The 17,793-nt window shown below is 35.1% G+C and carries 14 protein-coding genes and 2 pseudogenes; 4 read left to right on the plus strand and 12 right to left on the minus strand.

Annotated features, from left to right (window positions below; genetic code table 11):
* The first annotated feature begins 3 nt into the window (after positions 1-3).
* Positions 4-2,370, plus strand: coding sequence for a tetratricopeptide repeat protein (locus CIGN_RS05600; protein WP_086302700.1), 2,367 nt, complete (start codon positions 4-6; stop codon positions 2,368-2,370).
* On the opposite strand, the gene CIGN_RS05605 is transcribed toward CIGN_RS05600, so the two are convergent.
* The 12 genes and pseudogenes from CIGN_RS05605 to CIGN_RS05660 all read right to left on the minus strand — a co-directional run bounded on the left by CIGN_RS05605 (position 2,371) and on the right by CIGN_RS05660 (position 13,634).
* Positions 2,371-3,585: a glutamate-5-semialdehyde dehydrogenase gene (locus CIGN_RS05605; RefSeq protein WP_086302702.1), complete on the minus strand. Its 1,215-nt coding sequence runs from the start codon at positions 3,583-3,585 to the stop codon at positions 2,371-2,373. It abuts the gene before it with no gap.
* A 50-nt stretch (positions 3,586-3,635) separates the two neighbouring features.
* The gene (locus CIGN_RS05610) at positions 3,636-4,409 is read right to left on the minus strand and encodes a TIGR02757 family protein (RefSeq protein WP_086302704.1); all 774 of its coding nucleotides are present in this window, start codon (positions 4,407-4,409) and stop codon (positions 3,636-3,638) included.
* Entirely contained in the window at positions 4,409-6,265 is a 1,857-nt protein-coding gene (flgK, locus tag CIGN_RS05615; RefSeq protein WP_086224078.1) for a flagellar hook-associated protein FlgK, read from the minus strand. Before flgK ends, CIGN_RS05610 begins: the two co-directional genes overlap by 1 nt.
* 1 nt (position 6,266) lies before the next feature.
* Complete coding sequence (gene flgN / locus CIGN_RS05620; RefSeq protein ID WP_086302707.1) at positions 6,267-6,710, minus strand: flagellar export chaperone FlgN; 444 nt, start codon at positions 6,708-6,710, stop codon at positions 6,267-6,269.
* A 37-nt stretch (positions 6,711-6,747) separates the two neighbouring features.
* Positions 6,748-6,948: a flagellar biosynthesis anti-sigma factor FlgM gene (locus tag CIGN_RS05625; RefSeq protein WP_086224076.1), complete on the minus strand. Its 201-nt coding sequence runs from the start codon at positions 6,946-6,948 to the stop codon at positions 6,748-6,750.
* A 60-nt stretch (positions 6,949-7,008) separates the two neighbouring features.
* Positions 7,009-7,302, minus strand: a complete 294-nt coding sequence (locus CIGN_RS05630) for a rod-binding protein (RefSeq protein ID WP_179186957.1) — start codon at positions 7,300-7,302, stop codon at positions 7,009-7,011.
* Complete coding sequence (locus tag CIGN_RS05635) at positions 7,302-8,351, minus strand: flagellar basal body P-ring protein FlgI (protein ID WP_086224074.1); 1,050 nt, start codon at positions 8,349-8,351, stop codon at positions 7,302-7,304. The genes CIGN_RS05630 and CIGN_RS05635 overlap by 1 nt, the downstream gene beginning before the upstream one ends.
* Positions 8,352-8,601: 250 nt before the next feature.
* A complete protein-coding gene (locus CIGN_RS05640; RefSeq protein ID WP_086224073.1) occupies positions 8,602-9,720 on the minus strand; it encodes an ABC transporter substrate-binding protein in 1,119 nt (372 codons plus the stop codon).
* A 132-nt stretch (positions 9,721-9,852) separates the two neighbouring features.
* Positions 9,853-9,987: pseudogene (locus CIGN_RS08125) on the minus strand (major outer membrane protein); the annotation flags it as partial.
* A gap of 20 nt (positions 9,988-10,007) precedes the next feature.
* The gene (locus CIGN_RS05650; RefSeq protein ID WP_086302709.1) at positions 10,008-10,580 is read right to left on the minus strand and encodes a c-type cytochrome; all 573 of its coding nucleotides are present in this window, start codon (positions 10,578-10,580) and stop codon (positions 10,008-10,010) included.
* Positions 10,581-11,224: 644 nt separating this feature from the next.
* Complete coding sequence (locus CIGN_RS05655) at positions 11,225-12,511, minus strand: porin (protein WP_086302711.1); 1,287 nt, start codon at positions 12,509-12,511, stop codon at positions 11,225-11,227.
* 199 nt (positions 12,512-12,710) lie between these two features.
* The gene (locus tag CIGN_RS05660; protein ID WP_086234290.1) at positions 12,711-13,634 is read right to left on the minus strand and encodes a hypothetical protein; all 924 of its coding nucleotides are present in this window, start codon (positions 13,632-13,634) and stop codon (positions 12,711-12,713) included.
* A 242-nt stretch (positions 13,635-13,876) separates the two neighbouring features.
* Here CIGN_RS05660 and CIGN_RS05665 point away from each other — a divergent pair.
* The 3 genes and pseudogenes from CIGN_RS05665 to CIGN_RS05675 form a co-directional block, all read left to right on the plus strand.
* A pseudogene (locus CIGN_RS05665) lies at positions 13,877-15,783 on the plus strand (propionyl-CoA synthetase); the annotation flags it as partial.
* Positions 15,784-16,668 (plus strand): methylisocitrate lyase, encoded by an 885-nt coding sequence (gene prpB / locus CIGN_RS05670; protein ID WP_086224068.1) that lies wholly within the window; start codon positions 15,784-15,786, stop codon positions 16,666-16,668.
* Entirely contained in the window at positions 16,665-17,792 is a 1,128-nt protein-coding gene (locus CIGN_RS05675; protein ID WP_086302713.1) for a citrate/2-methylcitrate synthase, read from the plus strand. The genes prpB and CIGN_RS05675 overlap by 4 nt, the downstream gene beginning before the upstream one ends.
* Position 17,793 lies beyond the last annotated feature (1 nt).

Here is a 17,793-nt window from a genome sequence, read left to right on the forward strand (position 1 = left end):
TAAATGGCAGATGAGTTAAAAGAACAACAAGAAGTAGTAATCCAAGAAAAAGACCCAAATGAAGATATAATTCCAATAGAGTCTTCTGATGAGAGAGCCAAGGAGCAAAAGCAAGAGACAAAGGAGGAGACACCTCAAGAGTCTGAGGGGGCTAAATCTAAATTTAAACTAACCAAAAAGCTTTTAATGCTAATTGGCGCTAGCATTTTAATTTTTATTCTACTCATTACTGCTTTAATTGCGGCATTTTCTGGCTCAGATGAACCAGAATCACAAGTTATAGAGTTAGAAGAGCCAAAACTTATCACACCGCCAACCATAACTCAAAAATTCCAAAGCTCAAAAATAGATAGTATGTTAATTAAAGCTAACAAACTCTACGAGAGCGGGAACAAAGCCGAAGCTCTAAAAATATATGAAAATATTGCTGTTTATAACGAATCTCTATCAAACTACAACTTAGGCGTATCAAAGATGAATCAAGGGCTATTTAAAGATGCGATTAATTCATTTAAAGATGCTATTGCTAATAATGAAAATATAGCCGTAAGTGCTATAAATTTAGCCGTTTGCGCACTAGAAATTAATGATGAAAGGCTTTTTGAATACTATATTGATTTAGCTAATGCCTTTATAAATAGAGATAGTGATGTCAATTTATATGAGTTTTATAATGCCCTTGTAAACTACTATAGAGGCTACTATATAGAAGCTTTACATGCTTTAGATTTATCAAATTCAAAATATTATACCAGCCAAAAAGAGTATCTAAGATCTAAAATTCTAAGCTACCTACACGAAGATCAAAAGGCTATTCAAGCTATTAAAGCAGTTGAAGATTATGATATTAGCCTGCCTCTTGGACTTCTTCATGCACGACTTGGAGAGTATAAAGAGGCTAAAAAGTATCTAAATAAAGCGCTAGTTGATGAAAAAAATGCTCCATCAACATATCTAGCCATATCTCTAATTGATTTAAAAACAGGAGAATTTGGCTCAGCAGCTAAAACTTTAAAAATGTTAAATGATTTTAACTCCACTTTTGTACGTGATACATATCCTATTAAGACAGTTTTAAATCCAGAGCTTTTTGATATAAATTTAGCCCAAAATAACTATGATTTAACTAAATTTTTTGACCAAAATAGCCTTTATCAAATTCTATTTTATTTCACTCCATACAAGGCCTTTAATCCTAAGCAAACAATCGAATATATAAGAAAAGGTGGCTTGAGCCTATTTGTTGATGAAAGTAGTATAGCTGATGAGTATCTAGAGACTAGTGGTATAGTATCTAAAGCTAATGTAATGCTATCTCAAGCAATTTTTAAAGCACTAAATAATAAACTAAGAGAAGCTAATAGCGACTTTTTAGAGATTACAAAACTATATCCAAATCACTCAATTGTTCAGTTTAATCTAGCTCTTACATTTGCTCAGTTAGGTGATTTTGCCCAAGCATATAAGCACTTTGTAACTAGCTATCACCTAGACCCATCTAACTACATAGCTGGCGCATACGCTATAATGGCTGCTAAAATGATAGGCAGAGATGCTAAGCGCCTTACAAAAGAAGTAATGGATACAATGGATACAGATACAAATCTAGACCAAGATAATATCTATAAAGCAATGATTCAGCTAACCCAAGGAAATCAAGGCGCACTAAATGATTGGCTAGATAAAAACTATAATGAAAGCGTGTTAAATATCGTATTTAATATTATATGTGCCTATATTACAGATAGAAATGATATTGTAATCTTAGCTACTGATAAGCTAAATCAAAAGCTACCAAACGATGTACTAACTAACATAATCTACTCAGTTACTCGTTTTGATGTAAAAAATATCAAAAACTACGCTAAAGATATCCAGGTTAAATTCCTAACAACCAAACTAGATAAAGGTACTCTCTATGGCGGTGCAACCATTATCAAAACTGAATATATTAAACTTTTACAAATCGCAGGATTGCTAAATATAGAGCGTGAAAGTATTATTAAAGACTTAAAAATCTCATCTGATAATACTAAGGATATTTTACACACATTAGCATATTTAAGCCTATTTACAGGACACTATGAAGAGGCCTATACTATCTATAATGAGCTAGTAAATACTGAAAAAGAAGATGATGCAAACACGCTATTTTTAGCCAGCGTTGCAAGTATTGGGGCAAATCATCCTGATAGTGCCATCGCTTATCTTGAACTTGCTAAACTTACTAACCCAACCTATAGCGAGGCTAGGCTAGCACTTGGATTTTTATATCAAGAAGTTGGAAATATTGATGCAGCCATCACACAGTATAGTGGATTAGGTGATAGCAAATATCACAGCCAATTTTTCACCTTTAGGCTAGAGTAGTTATCTAATCTGGCCTTGACCTCTAATAATATATTTGTAAGTCGTTAGTTCATCTACGCCTACAGGACCACGAGCATGCATTTTGCAAGTGCTAATACCAACCTCTGCGCCAAAGCCAAACTCTCCCCCATCGCTAAATCTAGTTGAAGCATTTGCATAGACGCACGCACTATCAACACGGCTTAAAAATTCCTCACAAGCAGCATAATCATCGCTTATAATCGCTTCACTATGTCCACTACTATATTCATCAATATGATCTAGCGCCTCATATAAACTACCTACAATTTTTAAATTCAGCTCAAAATCTAAATACTCATTATAATAGCTTTTGTCTGTAGCTTCAAAGCAATTTATTATATTAACACTCTTTTGACAGCCGTGAATTTTTACACTAAATTTATCAAGTCTAGCTTTTAATAGTGGCAAGAAATCAGCAGCAATACTCTCATCAACTAGCACACACTCAGCAGCATTGCAAACACCTGGACGAGAGCATTTGGCATTTACGCAGATATCTAATGCTTTTTGAATATTTGCAGCCTTATGAACATAGATATGACAGACTCCCTTATCATGCTTTAATACAGGTATAGAGGAGTTAGCACTTACAAATTTTACCAGCCCCTCCCCTCCTCTAGGAACTACTAAATCTATATATCTATCCATTCTAATAAACTCTAGCACCTCATCTCTGCTAATATCAAAATACTCTATACAGCCACCATACTCACCTAGGCTATTTTTGATTATACTTGCAAGGGCTAAATTTGAGTTTATAGCCTCTTTGCCACCCTTTAATGCACAGCCATTAGCGCTTTTAATAGCAAGAGCGGCTACTTCAGCTGTGACATTTGGTCTAGATTCGTATATCATAGCAATCACCCCAAGAGGCACACTGATTTTTTCTATCTTTAATCCGCTTTTAGCACTCCAGCCATCGTGAATTTTACCAATTGGATCTTTTAACATTGCTATATCTCTAATCCCATCTGCAAGAGACTTTATACGCACTTCATCTAGCTTTAATCTATCTTGCAAAGCTGGACTTAAATCCTTAGCATTTTGTAAATCTATTGCGTTAGCTTCTATAATTTTAGCTATATTATTTTCTATTGCATCAGCTATTTTTTGTATTAAATTTGCTCTTTGGTTTTGATTTAAAATTTGTAATTTTTTAGTAACTTTTTTTAACTCTTTTAGTCTATTTTCCATATTTTACTCGCTTAATTTTTAGCTATTATATTAGCAAGTTTTTATTAAATTTACCCTTTTATGCGTTCTAAAAATTTTTGTAAATTACCGCTTTGACCTATGCGATATAAAGCAAAATCATATTTAATTGGATCATTTGGATCAAATAGAGTTAAATTATCAGTAATTTGCTTAGCTGCTTTATAATCATAGCTTTTGCGGCTACATAGGCCAATTGCTTGAGCTACTTTGTGAGTGTGCGTATCAAGCGGTAAGATTAAATTTGATTTATTAATATTTTTAAATAATCCAAGATCAATATCACTATCTCTTACCATCCATCTAAGCCACATATTATAGCGTTTATATGGGCTTTTAGGTTCAGTTTTAAACTCTTTACCAAAGAAAAACTCATACCCACTTGAGCGGTACTCATTAAGCCTATAAATTTCATTAATAAGCATATTTATACCATAAATAATAGCACTATTTTGAGAACCTTTTTGTATTATATTTTCTAAATCTAACTCCCTTTTAGCTCTTGCCATCGTTACAAAAATTTGCGCCACATCTAAGCTATTTTGAAATCTATAGATATATTTTTTCTCCAAAGTAATATCTAAAATATCCTTATCGCTTAAGCTTAAAATATTAAAATCCAATCCAATTAAAAACTTCACAATTGCCCTAGCATTACCATAAGCAAAAAGCGCACAAATAAGCGTTATTACTGGATCGGTTTTAAATTTAGTAGCGATTTGAAGTGGATCAGCAGCACTATAAAGGCCATTTGTAGTATTTGCCCTAGAGAGTTCATCATCTAGGGCGAGTTTTAGTCTATTCATTATTGTTTTGTAGATAGGAGCGTATTTAACATCTGATCGACTGTAGTTATGATCTTTGCTGCTGCGCCATAGCTACTTTGAAAACGAATTAAATTTGATAACTCTTCATCAATATTTACCCCGCTAATGCTTTGATGCTCAGCATATACACTAGCATATAGAGATTGATTAGTTGAGTTTAGTGCTATTACCGATTCAGTTCTACCAGCAATATCTGATGTTAAGTAACGATAATATCCGCTGATTGTTTCATTTTTTATACTGCCATCTTTATTGATAAAATCTACTTGTTTAGTTTGTAGCAATACCATCTCATTTGCCATAGTATTATCGCCATCTATTGGAGCTTTGCTACCTTGTATTTTAGAACTATCAGCTCTTAGACTTTGTTCAACTTGCATATTTGATGCTTTAGTTCCTTCAAAGAACTGACTCATACCAAAAACACCAGCAAAATTTGTCCCATTATCTTCAATTGATATTGTATATTCGCCCTCAGCACCTTTTGGAATAAAGCCTAGTTTTCCCATTCCTATTTTTGGATCAAATGTATAAATCGCCTCAAAATAATCATCTAAATCATCATTTGTATTATTATTGCCATTACCATCGACATTTGAATTAAACTGCGAAACGATTGATGTTCCTTGTGTTGTATCATTCATAGTAGTCGATGCATCGATATTTATAGATTTTCTAGCGACCTCTTTCCCTGAAGCATTATAGACAACTACATCAAAGCTCCCACTTTGTATATATGAGCTATAGTTTTGTAGCGTCATATCCTTATCCATATCTTTTAAATCTATACTATGCATCTTATCTTGAGCTGATAACGCATAGATATTGTTAGTATGAACAATCATAGTTTGAGCAAATGTATCAAGGTTATTTCTAAAATCAGTAATAGTTCCATCCATAAATTCGCCATGCTCATCTACGTTTCTACCACGCAAATCAAGCATAGCACCTAGTTTGCCATTAGTAATTTTATTACTCATTTCTACTCTAGTTTCATCATTTAACTCATAGTATATAGTAGCAAATCCATCTTTAGAAGCCTGCGTATCTAGCTTTAATGGGTGAAAATTTACCCCTTCAACAAGCGTTATACCATCAATTGCTAGAGTATAATCTTTGCCTTGGTCAGTCATTGCACCACCATATCTACTATCAGACATAATATCATTTTTAAATGTTGAGATATTAACTAAATTTGCCATTGTAGATTCTAGCTGGTCTCTTTTATCTCTTAAATCATTAGCATTAACTGAGCCACTTTTACCCTCAACTGATTGAATTTGCCTATTTATATCTGCTATTTGCTGACCTAAGCGATTTATCTCCTCTACTGCTATTACGATATCATCATTTATACTTTTATGTATAGTCTGTAGCTGAAGCGCAGTATCATTTACTCTATGAGTTAGCGTATTTGTAATATTTAGCAAATTTTCTTTTTGACTAGATTCATATGAGTGAGAAGCAAAATTATTCCACGCTTGATAGTAGTTTTGGATATCATTTAGCAACCCTGTATCTTGCAAATCTGGAAATCTTTGAGTAATCTCTTTTAAAATATCCTCTTTATAAGATGTACACTCTTTATTTGATGATGCAGTTTTTAGTTTAGTAAAGGTAAATTCATCATGAATCCTTACAATCGTATCAACTCTAGTTCCAAGCCCAATATCGCCAGGAGTTGCATGAAGCGGATTAGCAGCTGATTGGACCACCCTTTGGCGAGTATAGTAATCACTATTTACATTGGTGATATTTTGCCCTGTTACTTGAATTTGAATTTGAGCTGCATTTAGACCGCTCACGCCTGTGTATAAAGAATCAAAAATTCCCATATCAAATCCTTAATTTTAGTAGTTTTTCAGCATCTGCTAGGCTAGATTTTGTCCCATCTCCATATGAGCTTGGATTTTGTGCGCCTAGCATTGTCTTTAGTAGTGAGTCATAGAATTCTTTGACCACAACTACTGATTTAGCATACTCTTTATTAAATTTTTGGAGAGTTTCTAATGAGTCTCTTAATTGAGCTAATCTATCTTTTATCTCATCAGATAACATACTAGCTAAATCTGTGCCAGCATTAGCTTGAGCTAGTTTGACTAATTCATTATCAAGCTGAGATTTAGTTTTTTCAAATTTTCGGACTAATTCGGTTTTTTTCTTGCTGTGGTCATCTACATGTGAGTGGTCAGCTTTTTGAATATTTTCTATATCTTGCTTAGTGATTGCTATTAATTCACCAAGCTCCGATATAGCCTCGTCTAGATAGTGTTTTACCATATTTTGCTCCTTTGATTACTCAAAGAAGCAGTTAAATTTAGACCAAAGAATCTGCGATTTTTTTAGAAAGGGCGTCTATATCTACTTTATACTCGCCTTTTTGTATCATCGCAGTTAGCTCTTTTATCTTAGAGTTACCACTACTTTGAGTTTGTGTTAATTGTTCGTTTTTTTTCTCTTCGTTTTTTGGTGTTACGATGCTATTATAGATAGCACCTGCTTTTATAGAACCTATCATCGTAAATCCTTTTTAGCTAATTATTTTATTTAAGCTAAATCGGAAAAATTCAACTTTTATTTAGGCTCTCTCTTTTAAAAAATTATATAACAACTCAGAAAATCCAAATCCACCACTTAGCGCCTTACTCATTGCATCATTATACATAGAGTTATAAATCTTATCGCCCGGATCTTCTGGAAATAGCGGATTTTCATTTTTTAATGCAATATCTAAAACCTCCTTAACCAAAAATGCCTCAAAAGCATCAGTTTGCTCTCTAAGCGCTACATCATCAACAGGTTTTGTATTGCCTATATTTTGCGTACTTGCAGCATTATACGCACTAAGTGCTGCGCTAGTATCTACTCTCATCATATCACCTCCACGCCAGCTTGGATCGCTCCAGCTCGTTTTAAATTCTCAATAATTGCTATAATCTCTTTTGGTGTTGCGCCTAGCTTATTTAAAGCCCTTGTGATATTAGCTACTGTGACATTTCCTTGATTCATTTTAATTGTGTTTGTATTAGTATTAATCGCTACATTACCGATATCTACATCACCAGCAGCAGGTGCAGCCGGATCAAATCCGCTTCCATCAATCTGAATTGTAATAGCGCCATGGGAGATTATAACAGGCTCAACCTTGATATTTATGCCGCTTATTACCGTACCTGTACGCTCATCGATTATAATCTTATCTTCAGCCTTATAGTTCATATCAGTCTCTAGCACGCTAGCTAAAAACTCCACCATACTAATACCAGATGGCTTAGTTAAAGTAATGGTTCTAGGATCAAGCGCCATTGCCGAACCAGCACCAAATTTAGATATGATAGTATTTTGCATATCTATTGCAGTTTGAAAGCTTGAATTTTTTAGACTTAAATTTGCATTTGGTTTATTATAGATATCATATACTACCTCTTTTTCAACCAAAGCACCATCCATTATAGTTGCAACCGTTGGATGATTTCCGCCTTTTGCAGTTGAGCCACCAAGCGTTAAAGCGCCTTGAGCTAGAGCGTAAATATCACCATCAACACCCTTAAGTGCTGTAAGCAAAAGCGTTCCGCCAATTAAATTTTTAGCATCACCAATGGAACTAACTGTAACATCTAGATTATCACCTTGACGAGCAAAAGGAGGAAGCTTTGCTGTAACCATAACAGCAGCTGTATTTTTAGATTTGATATCATTTGGATCGACTTTGACATTGACCGTTTGAAGCATATTTGATAGCGATTGAATGGTAAATTCGCTACTACTACCATCGCCTGTGCCATTTAAACCAACAACCAATCCATAACCGATTAGTTGGTTATCACGAACACCTACAACACTAGCTAACTCTTTAATCATAGCAGCCTGTGCACTAAGTGCCATAAATAATGCTAGAAGCAATATTTTAATCGCTTTCATACAAGTCCTTTATTTGTAAATTCAAATAATTTCTTGTATGTAAAGCAATTTTTATTCCAAATTTAATAAGGTTGATTATCTTATATAGAAATTTATTTTAATGTTCTTTTAGCGTGGCAACAAAGTCGCCACTAAAGAACCCGAGCAACATAAAGGCACAGCGATACTAACTATCGCTGGCTTTGTTGCGAGAATAAAGGCTTTAGCCCCACTGGCGTGGGGTACCCCTGTTATGTAAAAGTTCAAAGTATTACTTAGGATTTACAGTATCTTTATACATCGCTTTGCCGCCAGCAATCTCTTTGATTACTATTGAGCGTTCTGCGTTGCCTTTTTTATCTATATTGATTATACCTGATACGCCTTCAAAGTTTTTGCTATTTTTGATCTCTTTATTTACGCACTCTCTATCAGCCCCATCAGCACATCTATTCATCGCATCTATCATTAAATAGTATGAGTCAGCACCAAGTGCTGTAAATCCAGGGACATTGTTATCTCCATTTTCTTTTGCATATGCTTCTACAAAGGCTTTTGATTTAGCTGTTGGTGGGTTTGAGCTATCAAATGCATCTGTATATAGATATCCATTTGATGCATCGCTAGCAAGCTCGATAAATGTGTCATTTGATACACCATCACCACTAGCAAATTGCGATTTTACCCCTATTTGTCTAGCCTGGCGTACTAGTAGCGCAGCTTCTGGATGATAAAATGGCATATACACTAGATCAGGATTTAAGCTATTTATTTGTGATACTATCGCTTTAAAATCCTTATCGCCACTACTAATTTTTAACTCTTTTAGTAGCTTGCCACCTTGTTTTTCAAACTCTTTTTTAAAGGCTCTTGCTAGACCGATTGAATATGATGTAGATTGATCTACTACTAACACAGCTGTTTTCATATTTTGACTTACTGCCCATGAAGCAAAACTAGTCCCTTGGAATGAATCCATAAATGTAACTCTAGCACCGTATTTAGCACGATCTAGTAGCTTATCAGCTGTGGCAGCTGGGGCTATCATAGGCACCTTTTTTTCATCTGCGATTTGTAATACTTGTTGAGTGTTACCAGTAACCATTGCACCGATTAGACCGCTTACTTTATCTTCGCTTACTAATCTTGTAGTAGCTGTAGCTGTCTCTACTTTGTCGCCTTTATTATCTACTAATACTAGAGTGATAGTATCTCCATTCTTTAGTGTTGGTTCTAGCTTGTTAGCTAATTTAATGCCAGCCCATGCTGTTTGACCATATGCTGCTACAGCACCAGTAATAGGTAAAACTACACCGATTTTAATCTCTTTAGCAGCAGCTGAGCTAATAGCCACCGCAGCAGCCAAAGCAATTAATGAAAGCTTTTTCATTTGTATCCTTTATATATTTTACTACAAAATTTCGATTTATAAAGCAAGATTTTATCTAAATTTGACTTTAATAAATTTGAATTTATGATTAGGTTTATCCGTATCTTCAAAAGATGCTAGTTTTGCATTTTAACTATCAAATCTATATCTTGCATAACCCGATACATCTACATTTTTAATAGCTTCTTCAAGTGATATAGCGTTTGCTACACTTGTTAAAGCGCCTGCAGCTACGATTGCAGCTAAGCTTAGTTTAACTAATTTTATTTTATTACCTTTGTATTGATTTACTCTAAATAGCTACCTTGAGTAGTTGGGGTAGTTTTGATATTTTCATTTTCATCCTCATCTACGGCAAAGGCGTTATCACCTTTTAAATATGCTATGATATGGCCTAAATCTTTTAGACTCATCCTAATAGCAATAGGTCTCATTATATACTTTAATCTACCGCCATACTGAGCATCACCTCTATATCCAGCCATTGAGTCAGCTATATCATCTCCGCTCATATCGCTTAATCTTTCTGAAACTGACATAGCCCTTTTAGTGCCTTTTTCGCCGTGGCAGGATTTGCAGTTTTTCTCATATAGCTCTTTACCTTTATCACTGTTATAATTAGCATTTTTATTTATACCGATATTTATAAATCTATCATCTTCATCATCTTCAAATTTAGATGATTGCTTATTGCTATTTTCATATACTTTTACGCTTAGATTATTATCTTTGGCGTGTTTTTCTACTAGGGCTTTTAACTCCTTGCCAAACTCTCCATCAGCTTCTATTATATAGCTATCATTTGCAGCTATTAGATTTGAGGCTATTAGTAATGGTATCGCCCATTTTGTTATTTTCATTTTTTTCCTTTTGTTTTAATATGCTATTATCAATTTACTATTACTACAATTATAAGACATTGCAAAATTTTAATTAGCAACTATAAGGTATGATTTTATCTAAATTTGACTTTAAGAAATTTGAATTTATTTAGTATTTTTTACCCTTTTGTAATTATAAATTCTATTGTCCAAATCGCAAAAAATCACACTATGAGTAAGCATAACAATATTTTAAATTTTAATTTAAAACACAAATTCAAATCAAAAATCAAATTCACTAAACTAAAAACATTTTAAAATAAATTAGGATATAATCACGCTTGAGGGTTTGCCACAAGGTCCGACCCTTGTGGCAAATTTACGCCCCAAAAGGAGCGATAATGAAGCCACAATTCATTATTGTTGTTATTATACTACTTTGTGTAATAGCTGTCAAGGCTTATTAGTCTTGAGCCTCGCTTATGCGGGGCAATAATGAATTACCTTGTGGTAATTTTTGACTACTTTTATTTAAATTTTTACTCAAATTTTATAAGAAATCTATGATATTTTAGTTTGTAATGATTGAAATTTATAAAGCTATATGAATTTAATGGATAAAAAGTATAAAAAAGGGGAGCCTAGCTATCTAGGCTCCCCAAGAGATTTAAACCCTAATTATATTAGAAGTTATATCTAGCTTCAAATCTTAGGTGTTTAGCATCATCCCCATTGTTGTCTCTATCAATGTATGAATACCAAGTTTTGAAGTTAAGTTTTTTGCTATATTTATAATCTACTCTAGCTACTGCTTCGTATGCATCTACATAATTACTTCTTTCCTCAGCTCTAGAACCTACATAGTCAGCACCTACTCTTACTTTGTCAGCAAATGTATAGCCAGCTGTTACGAAGTAGATGCTTTGATCAGCACCAACTTTTGTATAGTCTAGTAGATCCTCACCAGCTGTGATGAAGGCACCTTGGTCTTCAAGTGAGATTAGAGAAGCGCCACTGCCTTGAGTATTGATATTTACATATCCTGCGCTAGCATCGAAGCCAAATGCTTTAGCGCCAACTTTAACAGCTAAGAATTGAGCATCATCTAGTTCTACTGGAGAGCTTGATGGTACTAGGACACCTGGGACACCTGGGACAGGAACTTTTGTTATAGTTTGTTCAGTTCTAACACTGTTAGCCCACATTGCAGAGCCAGCATATTGAGCTTGTAGGCTTAGGTCAGCGCCACCTAGGTTAGCTCCTAGTGTTACATCAAGAGCGTATAGTTGAGCTACGCTATCAAGAGCTGCGTACCATGCTTGGAAGCTTACTGGATCATATGAGCCGATAGCAGCTACACCATATAGGTTTCTATCATATACATGCTCATTAGCACCATTTGAACCGATAAATAAGTCTCTTGTATGGATATCGCCATCATTTTGAAGGTTATCAAATGCTATAGCAGCTAGAGTCAGACCACTGATATCGCTATTAAGAACTTTGATACCAGTACCTACCATATCATCAGTGAAGAATGTACCTAGGACTTGGCGACCAGCTTGGATAGTTGTGTTACCCGCTGTATATCCTAGATAGAATTGGCGAACATTGAATGTTTGACCATAGTTATCATCAGTGTCACCTCGATTAGCTGTGCCTACTTGAGTAGCAGCATCTGCTCTCTCACCAGACAAATCACGGCTATCATATCTAAAGCCGATAACACCAAAGAAGTTATCATCTAGTGCAGATTTGAAATTTACATCTGATGTAAATCTGTGGTAGTTTTTTGTACCGTCTTTTTTAGGATCTGTACTACTACTAGTATTTGTGCTATCAAATCTATATCTTGCATAGCCTGATACATCTACATTTTTAATAGCTTCTTCAAGTGATGCAGCACTCGCTACGCTTGTTAAAGCACCTGCAGCTACAATAGCAGCTAAGCTTAGTTTAAATAATTTCATTTTATCTCCTTGTAAAAAATAAGTTTAGAATTGTAATGATTTTTTACTTAATGTTTACTGAATTTTTGCCAAATTATTACCGACTATTTACCAAATTTTACTCTTTTATAGCGATTTAAGCAGTAAGTAGGCTGATTATAAAATATGGGTGTTAGCATATCTCCATAACGCAATTATACTATATATAATCTACTAATTTTTAAACTTTTCTACTAATTGCCTTTTTAAAAATCGCTCCATAAGGGCTAAATTTATCTATCTTATCGCAGGTTTGTTCTAAACTCTCATCATCTTTTAAAGAATTTAAAATCAACTCCATAATCATAACTGCATCTTTTGGATCGATATGAGTGGGGCATTTTTTAGCGTGTGTGTAGTGAGTGTGTATTTTAGTAACAAGATCGCTGTTTTTAATCTCAACAATTGCAGTCTCAAGAGGAAGCTTTAAAAACATTCGTTTTTCTTTAGGATTTACCGATAGATAAAACATATCAAGGCCATAAATTTTCTTATCATATGAATCAAAAAAATATATAGATTTATTAAGATTGTCACGAAAAGTAACAATCATCAACTCTAAAATTTGAATTTTTTGCTCTTTTGTATAGAAATTTCCAATATTTGCAAAGCAAAATTCCAACAAAGACTTAATACTATACCACTCAGCCGCCCCAAAACTATATGCACGCATCTTTAGGCCACGCTTTTTGCGATATTGTGCAGCTTCATCGCTATCAAAATCTTTATAAACACTACTAGTTACAAAATCTCTATATGCTGGATTTGGAAATGTAGGGTGTAAAATCAACGAACCTTCATTTTCATTTTCATAAATATACTTTAGTAAATTCTCATAACCATCATCAATAAGGCGTAAATCTCCATCATCAATCCCATCAATATAGCGATAAAATTCGCTCTCATCGCACTCCCAAATATCTTTACTGTAACGAAAATGGCTACAAATAAGCGACTTTACCTCATCGCTTGGGGATTTTTTATCGCTATTTTCTATCCATGAGAGTAAAGTTCGGCGATCTTTCCCTAAAATTGTTGCAAATTTACTCATTGATAGCTTAGATTTTTCAAATATTATTATAAATCTCTCCATCGCATTTAGCATTTTAATCTCCATATTTATTAAATGTTACTAATAGTAACACACTAAAAAATTTAATCAAATTTTACGCAAATTTTATCTCAAAATTCTTGCTAAATTATGCAACATTTTAACTAAATTTTGTATAAATTTTGTGCAATTTTCAAATTTTATGAGCATAAATTTACAAATTGTAACAAAATTTAACATTTTAATTTATTTTTTAAACCCTTATAATTGCACTAACAAAACAAGAAAGGATTACTATGAGTTCTAGCCCTTATCAAGAGTCTTATGATCTCTCCATTAATGAGCCAGAAAATTTCTGGGCATTAGCTGCTCAAAAAGTTCATTGGTATAATGAATGGGATAAAGTTTTAGATGATAGTGGGGATCACTATAAATGGTTTGTTGGTGGGTGTATGAATACATGCTATAACGCCCTAGATTTGCATATACACAATAACAGAGGGGATCAACTCGCTTTGATATATGACTCTCCTGTTACTGATACTAAGAAGAAATATACATACAGACAACTTCGAGATAGAGTCGCTAAAGTCGCTGGAATCTTAACAAATAAAGGCGTTGTCAAAGGCGATAGAGTTGTGATATATATGCCGATGATGGCTGAAGCTGTAATTGCGATGCTAGCGTGTGCGAGAATTGGTGCTATCCATAGCGTGGTATTTGGTGGGTTTGCTGCTCATGAGCTTGCTACTAGAATCGAAGATGCTAAGCCTAGAGTTGTAATAAGTGCTAGCTGCGGTATCGAAGTAAGCAATATAATACCATATAAACCAATCTTAGATGAAGCCATCAAGCAGTCATCGCATAAGCCTACAACTTGTCTAATTTGGCAAAGACCACAATATAAGGCAAATATGCTCCCATGGCGTGATATCGATTGGGAGAGCGAAGAAGAGAAAACCAAAGGCGTGGATTGTGTGCCAGTGTTAGCTACTGATCCGCTATATATTTTATACACTTCAGGCACCACAGGCTCACCAAAAGGTGTAATCAGATCAAATGGCGGTCATAGCGTAGCTATGAAGTGGTCAATGGATAATATCTATAATGCCAAACCTGGCGATGTATTCTTCGCTGCTAGCGATGTGGGTTGGGTTGTTGGCCACTCATATATAGTTTATGGGCCACTTATGAATGGTTGTACCACTATAGTATATGAGGGCAAACCAGTTCGCACGCCTAATCCGGCTGCGTTTTGGCGAATTGTAGATGAGTATAAGGTAAATGTATTATTCTCAGCGCCTACTGCATTTCGTGCTATTAGGCGAGAAGATTCTAAGGGCGAACTTATTAAAAAATATAATTTAGATAGCCTTAAAGCAATCTTCGTAGCCGGTGAGAGATGTGATAGTGATACTCTAAAGTGGATAATGAAAGTTACCAAAAAAATAGTAGTAGATAACTGGTGGCAAACCGAAACCGGCTGGGCTATTGTCGCTAATCCATTAGGATTAGAAGAGATGCCTATAAAGCCAGGTAGCCCTACAAAACCAATGCCCGGATTTAATCTAAAAGTCCTTGATGAAAATGGCAAAGAGTTAGGAGCTGGTAAAAAGGGAGCCTTATGCCTTAAATTACCACTTCCGCCGGCTTGTTTAATGGGAATTTGGGAAAATGATGAGAGATATAGAAAGGGATATTTAGATCACTTCAAAGGCTACTATCTCACAGGCGATACAGGCTATATAGATAAAGATGGTTATGTATATGTCTTAGGTAGGATGGATGGGATCATCAATGTAGCAGGTCATAGGCTATCTACTGGCGAGATGGAGGAGATCATATCTAAGCATCCTGATATCGCAGAGTGCGCAGTAATTGGTGTAAATGATGATTTAAAGGGTGAAGTTCCTATGGGATTTATAGTCTTAAAACAAGGAATTGAAAGAGATCATAGAGGAATAGTAGATGGAGCCATAGCTCTAATCCGCCAAGAGATCGGTGCGGTTGCTAGTTTTAAATTAGCTTGCGTGGTTAATGCCTTGCCAAAAACTAGAAGTGGCAAGATTTTGCGCAAAAGCTTAAAAGAGTTAGCAGATGGTGTTGAATGTAAAATTCCAGCAACAATAGAAGATCCTAGCGTCTTAGATCATTGTAAAGAGGTGATTGCGACATTAGGTTACCCAATAATAAAGGAGAAAAAATGAGTATAAAAAGTCCAGGAAAAAGCTTTAGAGAAGCTGTAAATTCAAATAACCCACTTGCGGTATTAGGCGTTATAAACGCATATAGCGCCCTTCAAGCTACAAAGCTTGGAGCAAAAGCTATATATCTATCAGGTAGTGGCGTAGCTAGTGCTAGCTATGGTCTGCCTGATCTTGGGATTGTAGGCCTTGAAGATGTCTTAATCGATGTAAGACGCATAACTTCAAGAGTAGATACTCCGCTTTTGGTGGATGTTGATACTGGATTTGGTGGTGCTTTTAATATAGCTAGGACAATAAAAGAGCTTATAAAAGCCGAAGCGGCCGCTTGTCATATAGAAGATCAAGTAGCTCAAAAGCGTTGTGGCCACAGACCAAATAAAGAGCTTGTAAGCATATCTGAAATGACAGATAGATTAAAAGCTGCCCTAGATGCTAGAACTGATGAAAATTTCGTAATCATGGCTAGAACAGACGCACACGCTATGGAGGGTCAGCAAAAAGCTCTAGAGAGGGCCTTAGCATATGAAGCTGCTGGGGCTGATATGATATTTGCTGAGGCTGTCCATACCTTAGAAGAGTATAAAGAATATACAAAGGCTCTTAAAGTGCCTGTTTTAGCCAATATAACTGAATTTGGCAAAACTCCATATTTTACCCAAAGTGAGCTAGCAAGTGTAGGTATAAAACTGGTGCTATATCCACTTTCAGCTAATAGAGCGATGAATAAAGCCGCCGTTGAAGTCTTTAATAGCATTATCAAAAACGGCCATCAAAAAGATGTCTTAGATATCATGCAAACTCGTGAAGAGCTATATCAAATGTTAGATTATTATGAATTTGAAAATAAATTAGACCAACTATTTGCAAAGGATAAAAAATGAGTATCAGCGAAGCATCAAAAAAACAAGGCGGATTAGCCGGAGTTATAGCCGGTGAGAGTGCGATATGTACTTGCGGGACTGGCAATGGGTTGAATTATTATGGTTATGCTATTGAGGATTTAGCAGAGCATTGTGAATTTGAAGAGGTTGCATATTTATTACAATATGCTAAACTTCCAAACGCAAATGAGCTAAAAGATTATAAGAGCAAAATTATAGCATCTCGCCCTCTTAGCGTTGAACTTAAAGCTATGCTAAAGCTCATACCAAAAGGCGTTCATCCGATGAATGTATGCCAAAGTGCGGTTGCTTTGCTTGGAACTTTAGAGGCTGAAAAGGATGATTTTAGCGATCAAGATAATAAGATTATCCGCCTTCTTGGAGTTCTTCCTAGCGTTATTTGCTTTTGGCATAACTATATAAATGGCGGTAAAGAGATAGATTTTGAGAGTAAAGAAGATAGCATAGCTGGGTATTTCTTAGAAAAATTACACCAAAAAACGCCACCGGCTGAATTTGTAAAAGCTATGCATTGCTCACTAATTTTATATGCTGAGCATGAATTTAACGCATCTACATTTACAGCTAGGATTTGTGCCTCTACAAAAAGCGATATTTTTTCGGCCGTTGCTGGTGCTATAGGTGCTCTTCGTGGGCCACTTCATGGTGGGGCTAATGAGGCGGCATTTGGGTTAATTTCTAGCTTTGATAATGTAGAAGATGCTATAAATGGAGTAAATCAAAAACTAGCTAATAAAGAGCTATTAATGGGATTTGGACATAGGGTTTATGGAGTTGGTGGCGATCCTAGAAACGCCGTTATCAAAAAATGGTCAAAAGCCCTAAGCAATAATCACAAGCTATTTGCTATTAGCGAAGCCATTGAGGGTGTAATGAAAGAAAAACGCCCTAGTTTGCCGCCAAATGCGGATTTTTATAGTGCGTCAGCATATCACTTTATGGGGATACCAACTGAGTATTTCACCCCTATATTTATAATGAGTAGAGTAAGTGGCTGGTGTGCTCACATAAAAGAACAAAGAGCTAATAACAAGCTCATTCGCCCAAGTAGCAACTACATAGGGCCTGAGCCAATGAAATTTATACAAATACACCAAAGATAAG

This window comes from Campylobacter devanensis (genome assembly GCF_002139915.1).
GTDB classification, from domain to species: Bacteria; Campylobacterota; Campylobacteria; order Campylobacterales; family Campylobacteraceae; genus Campylobacter; species Campylobacter devanensis.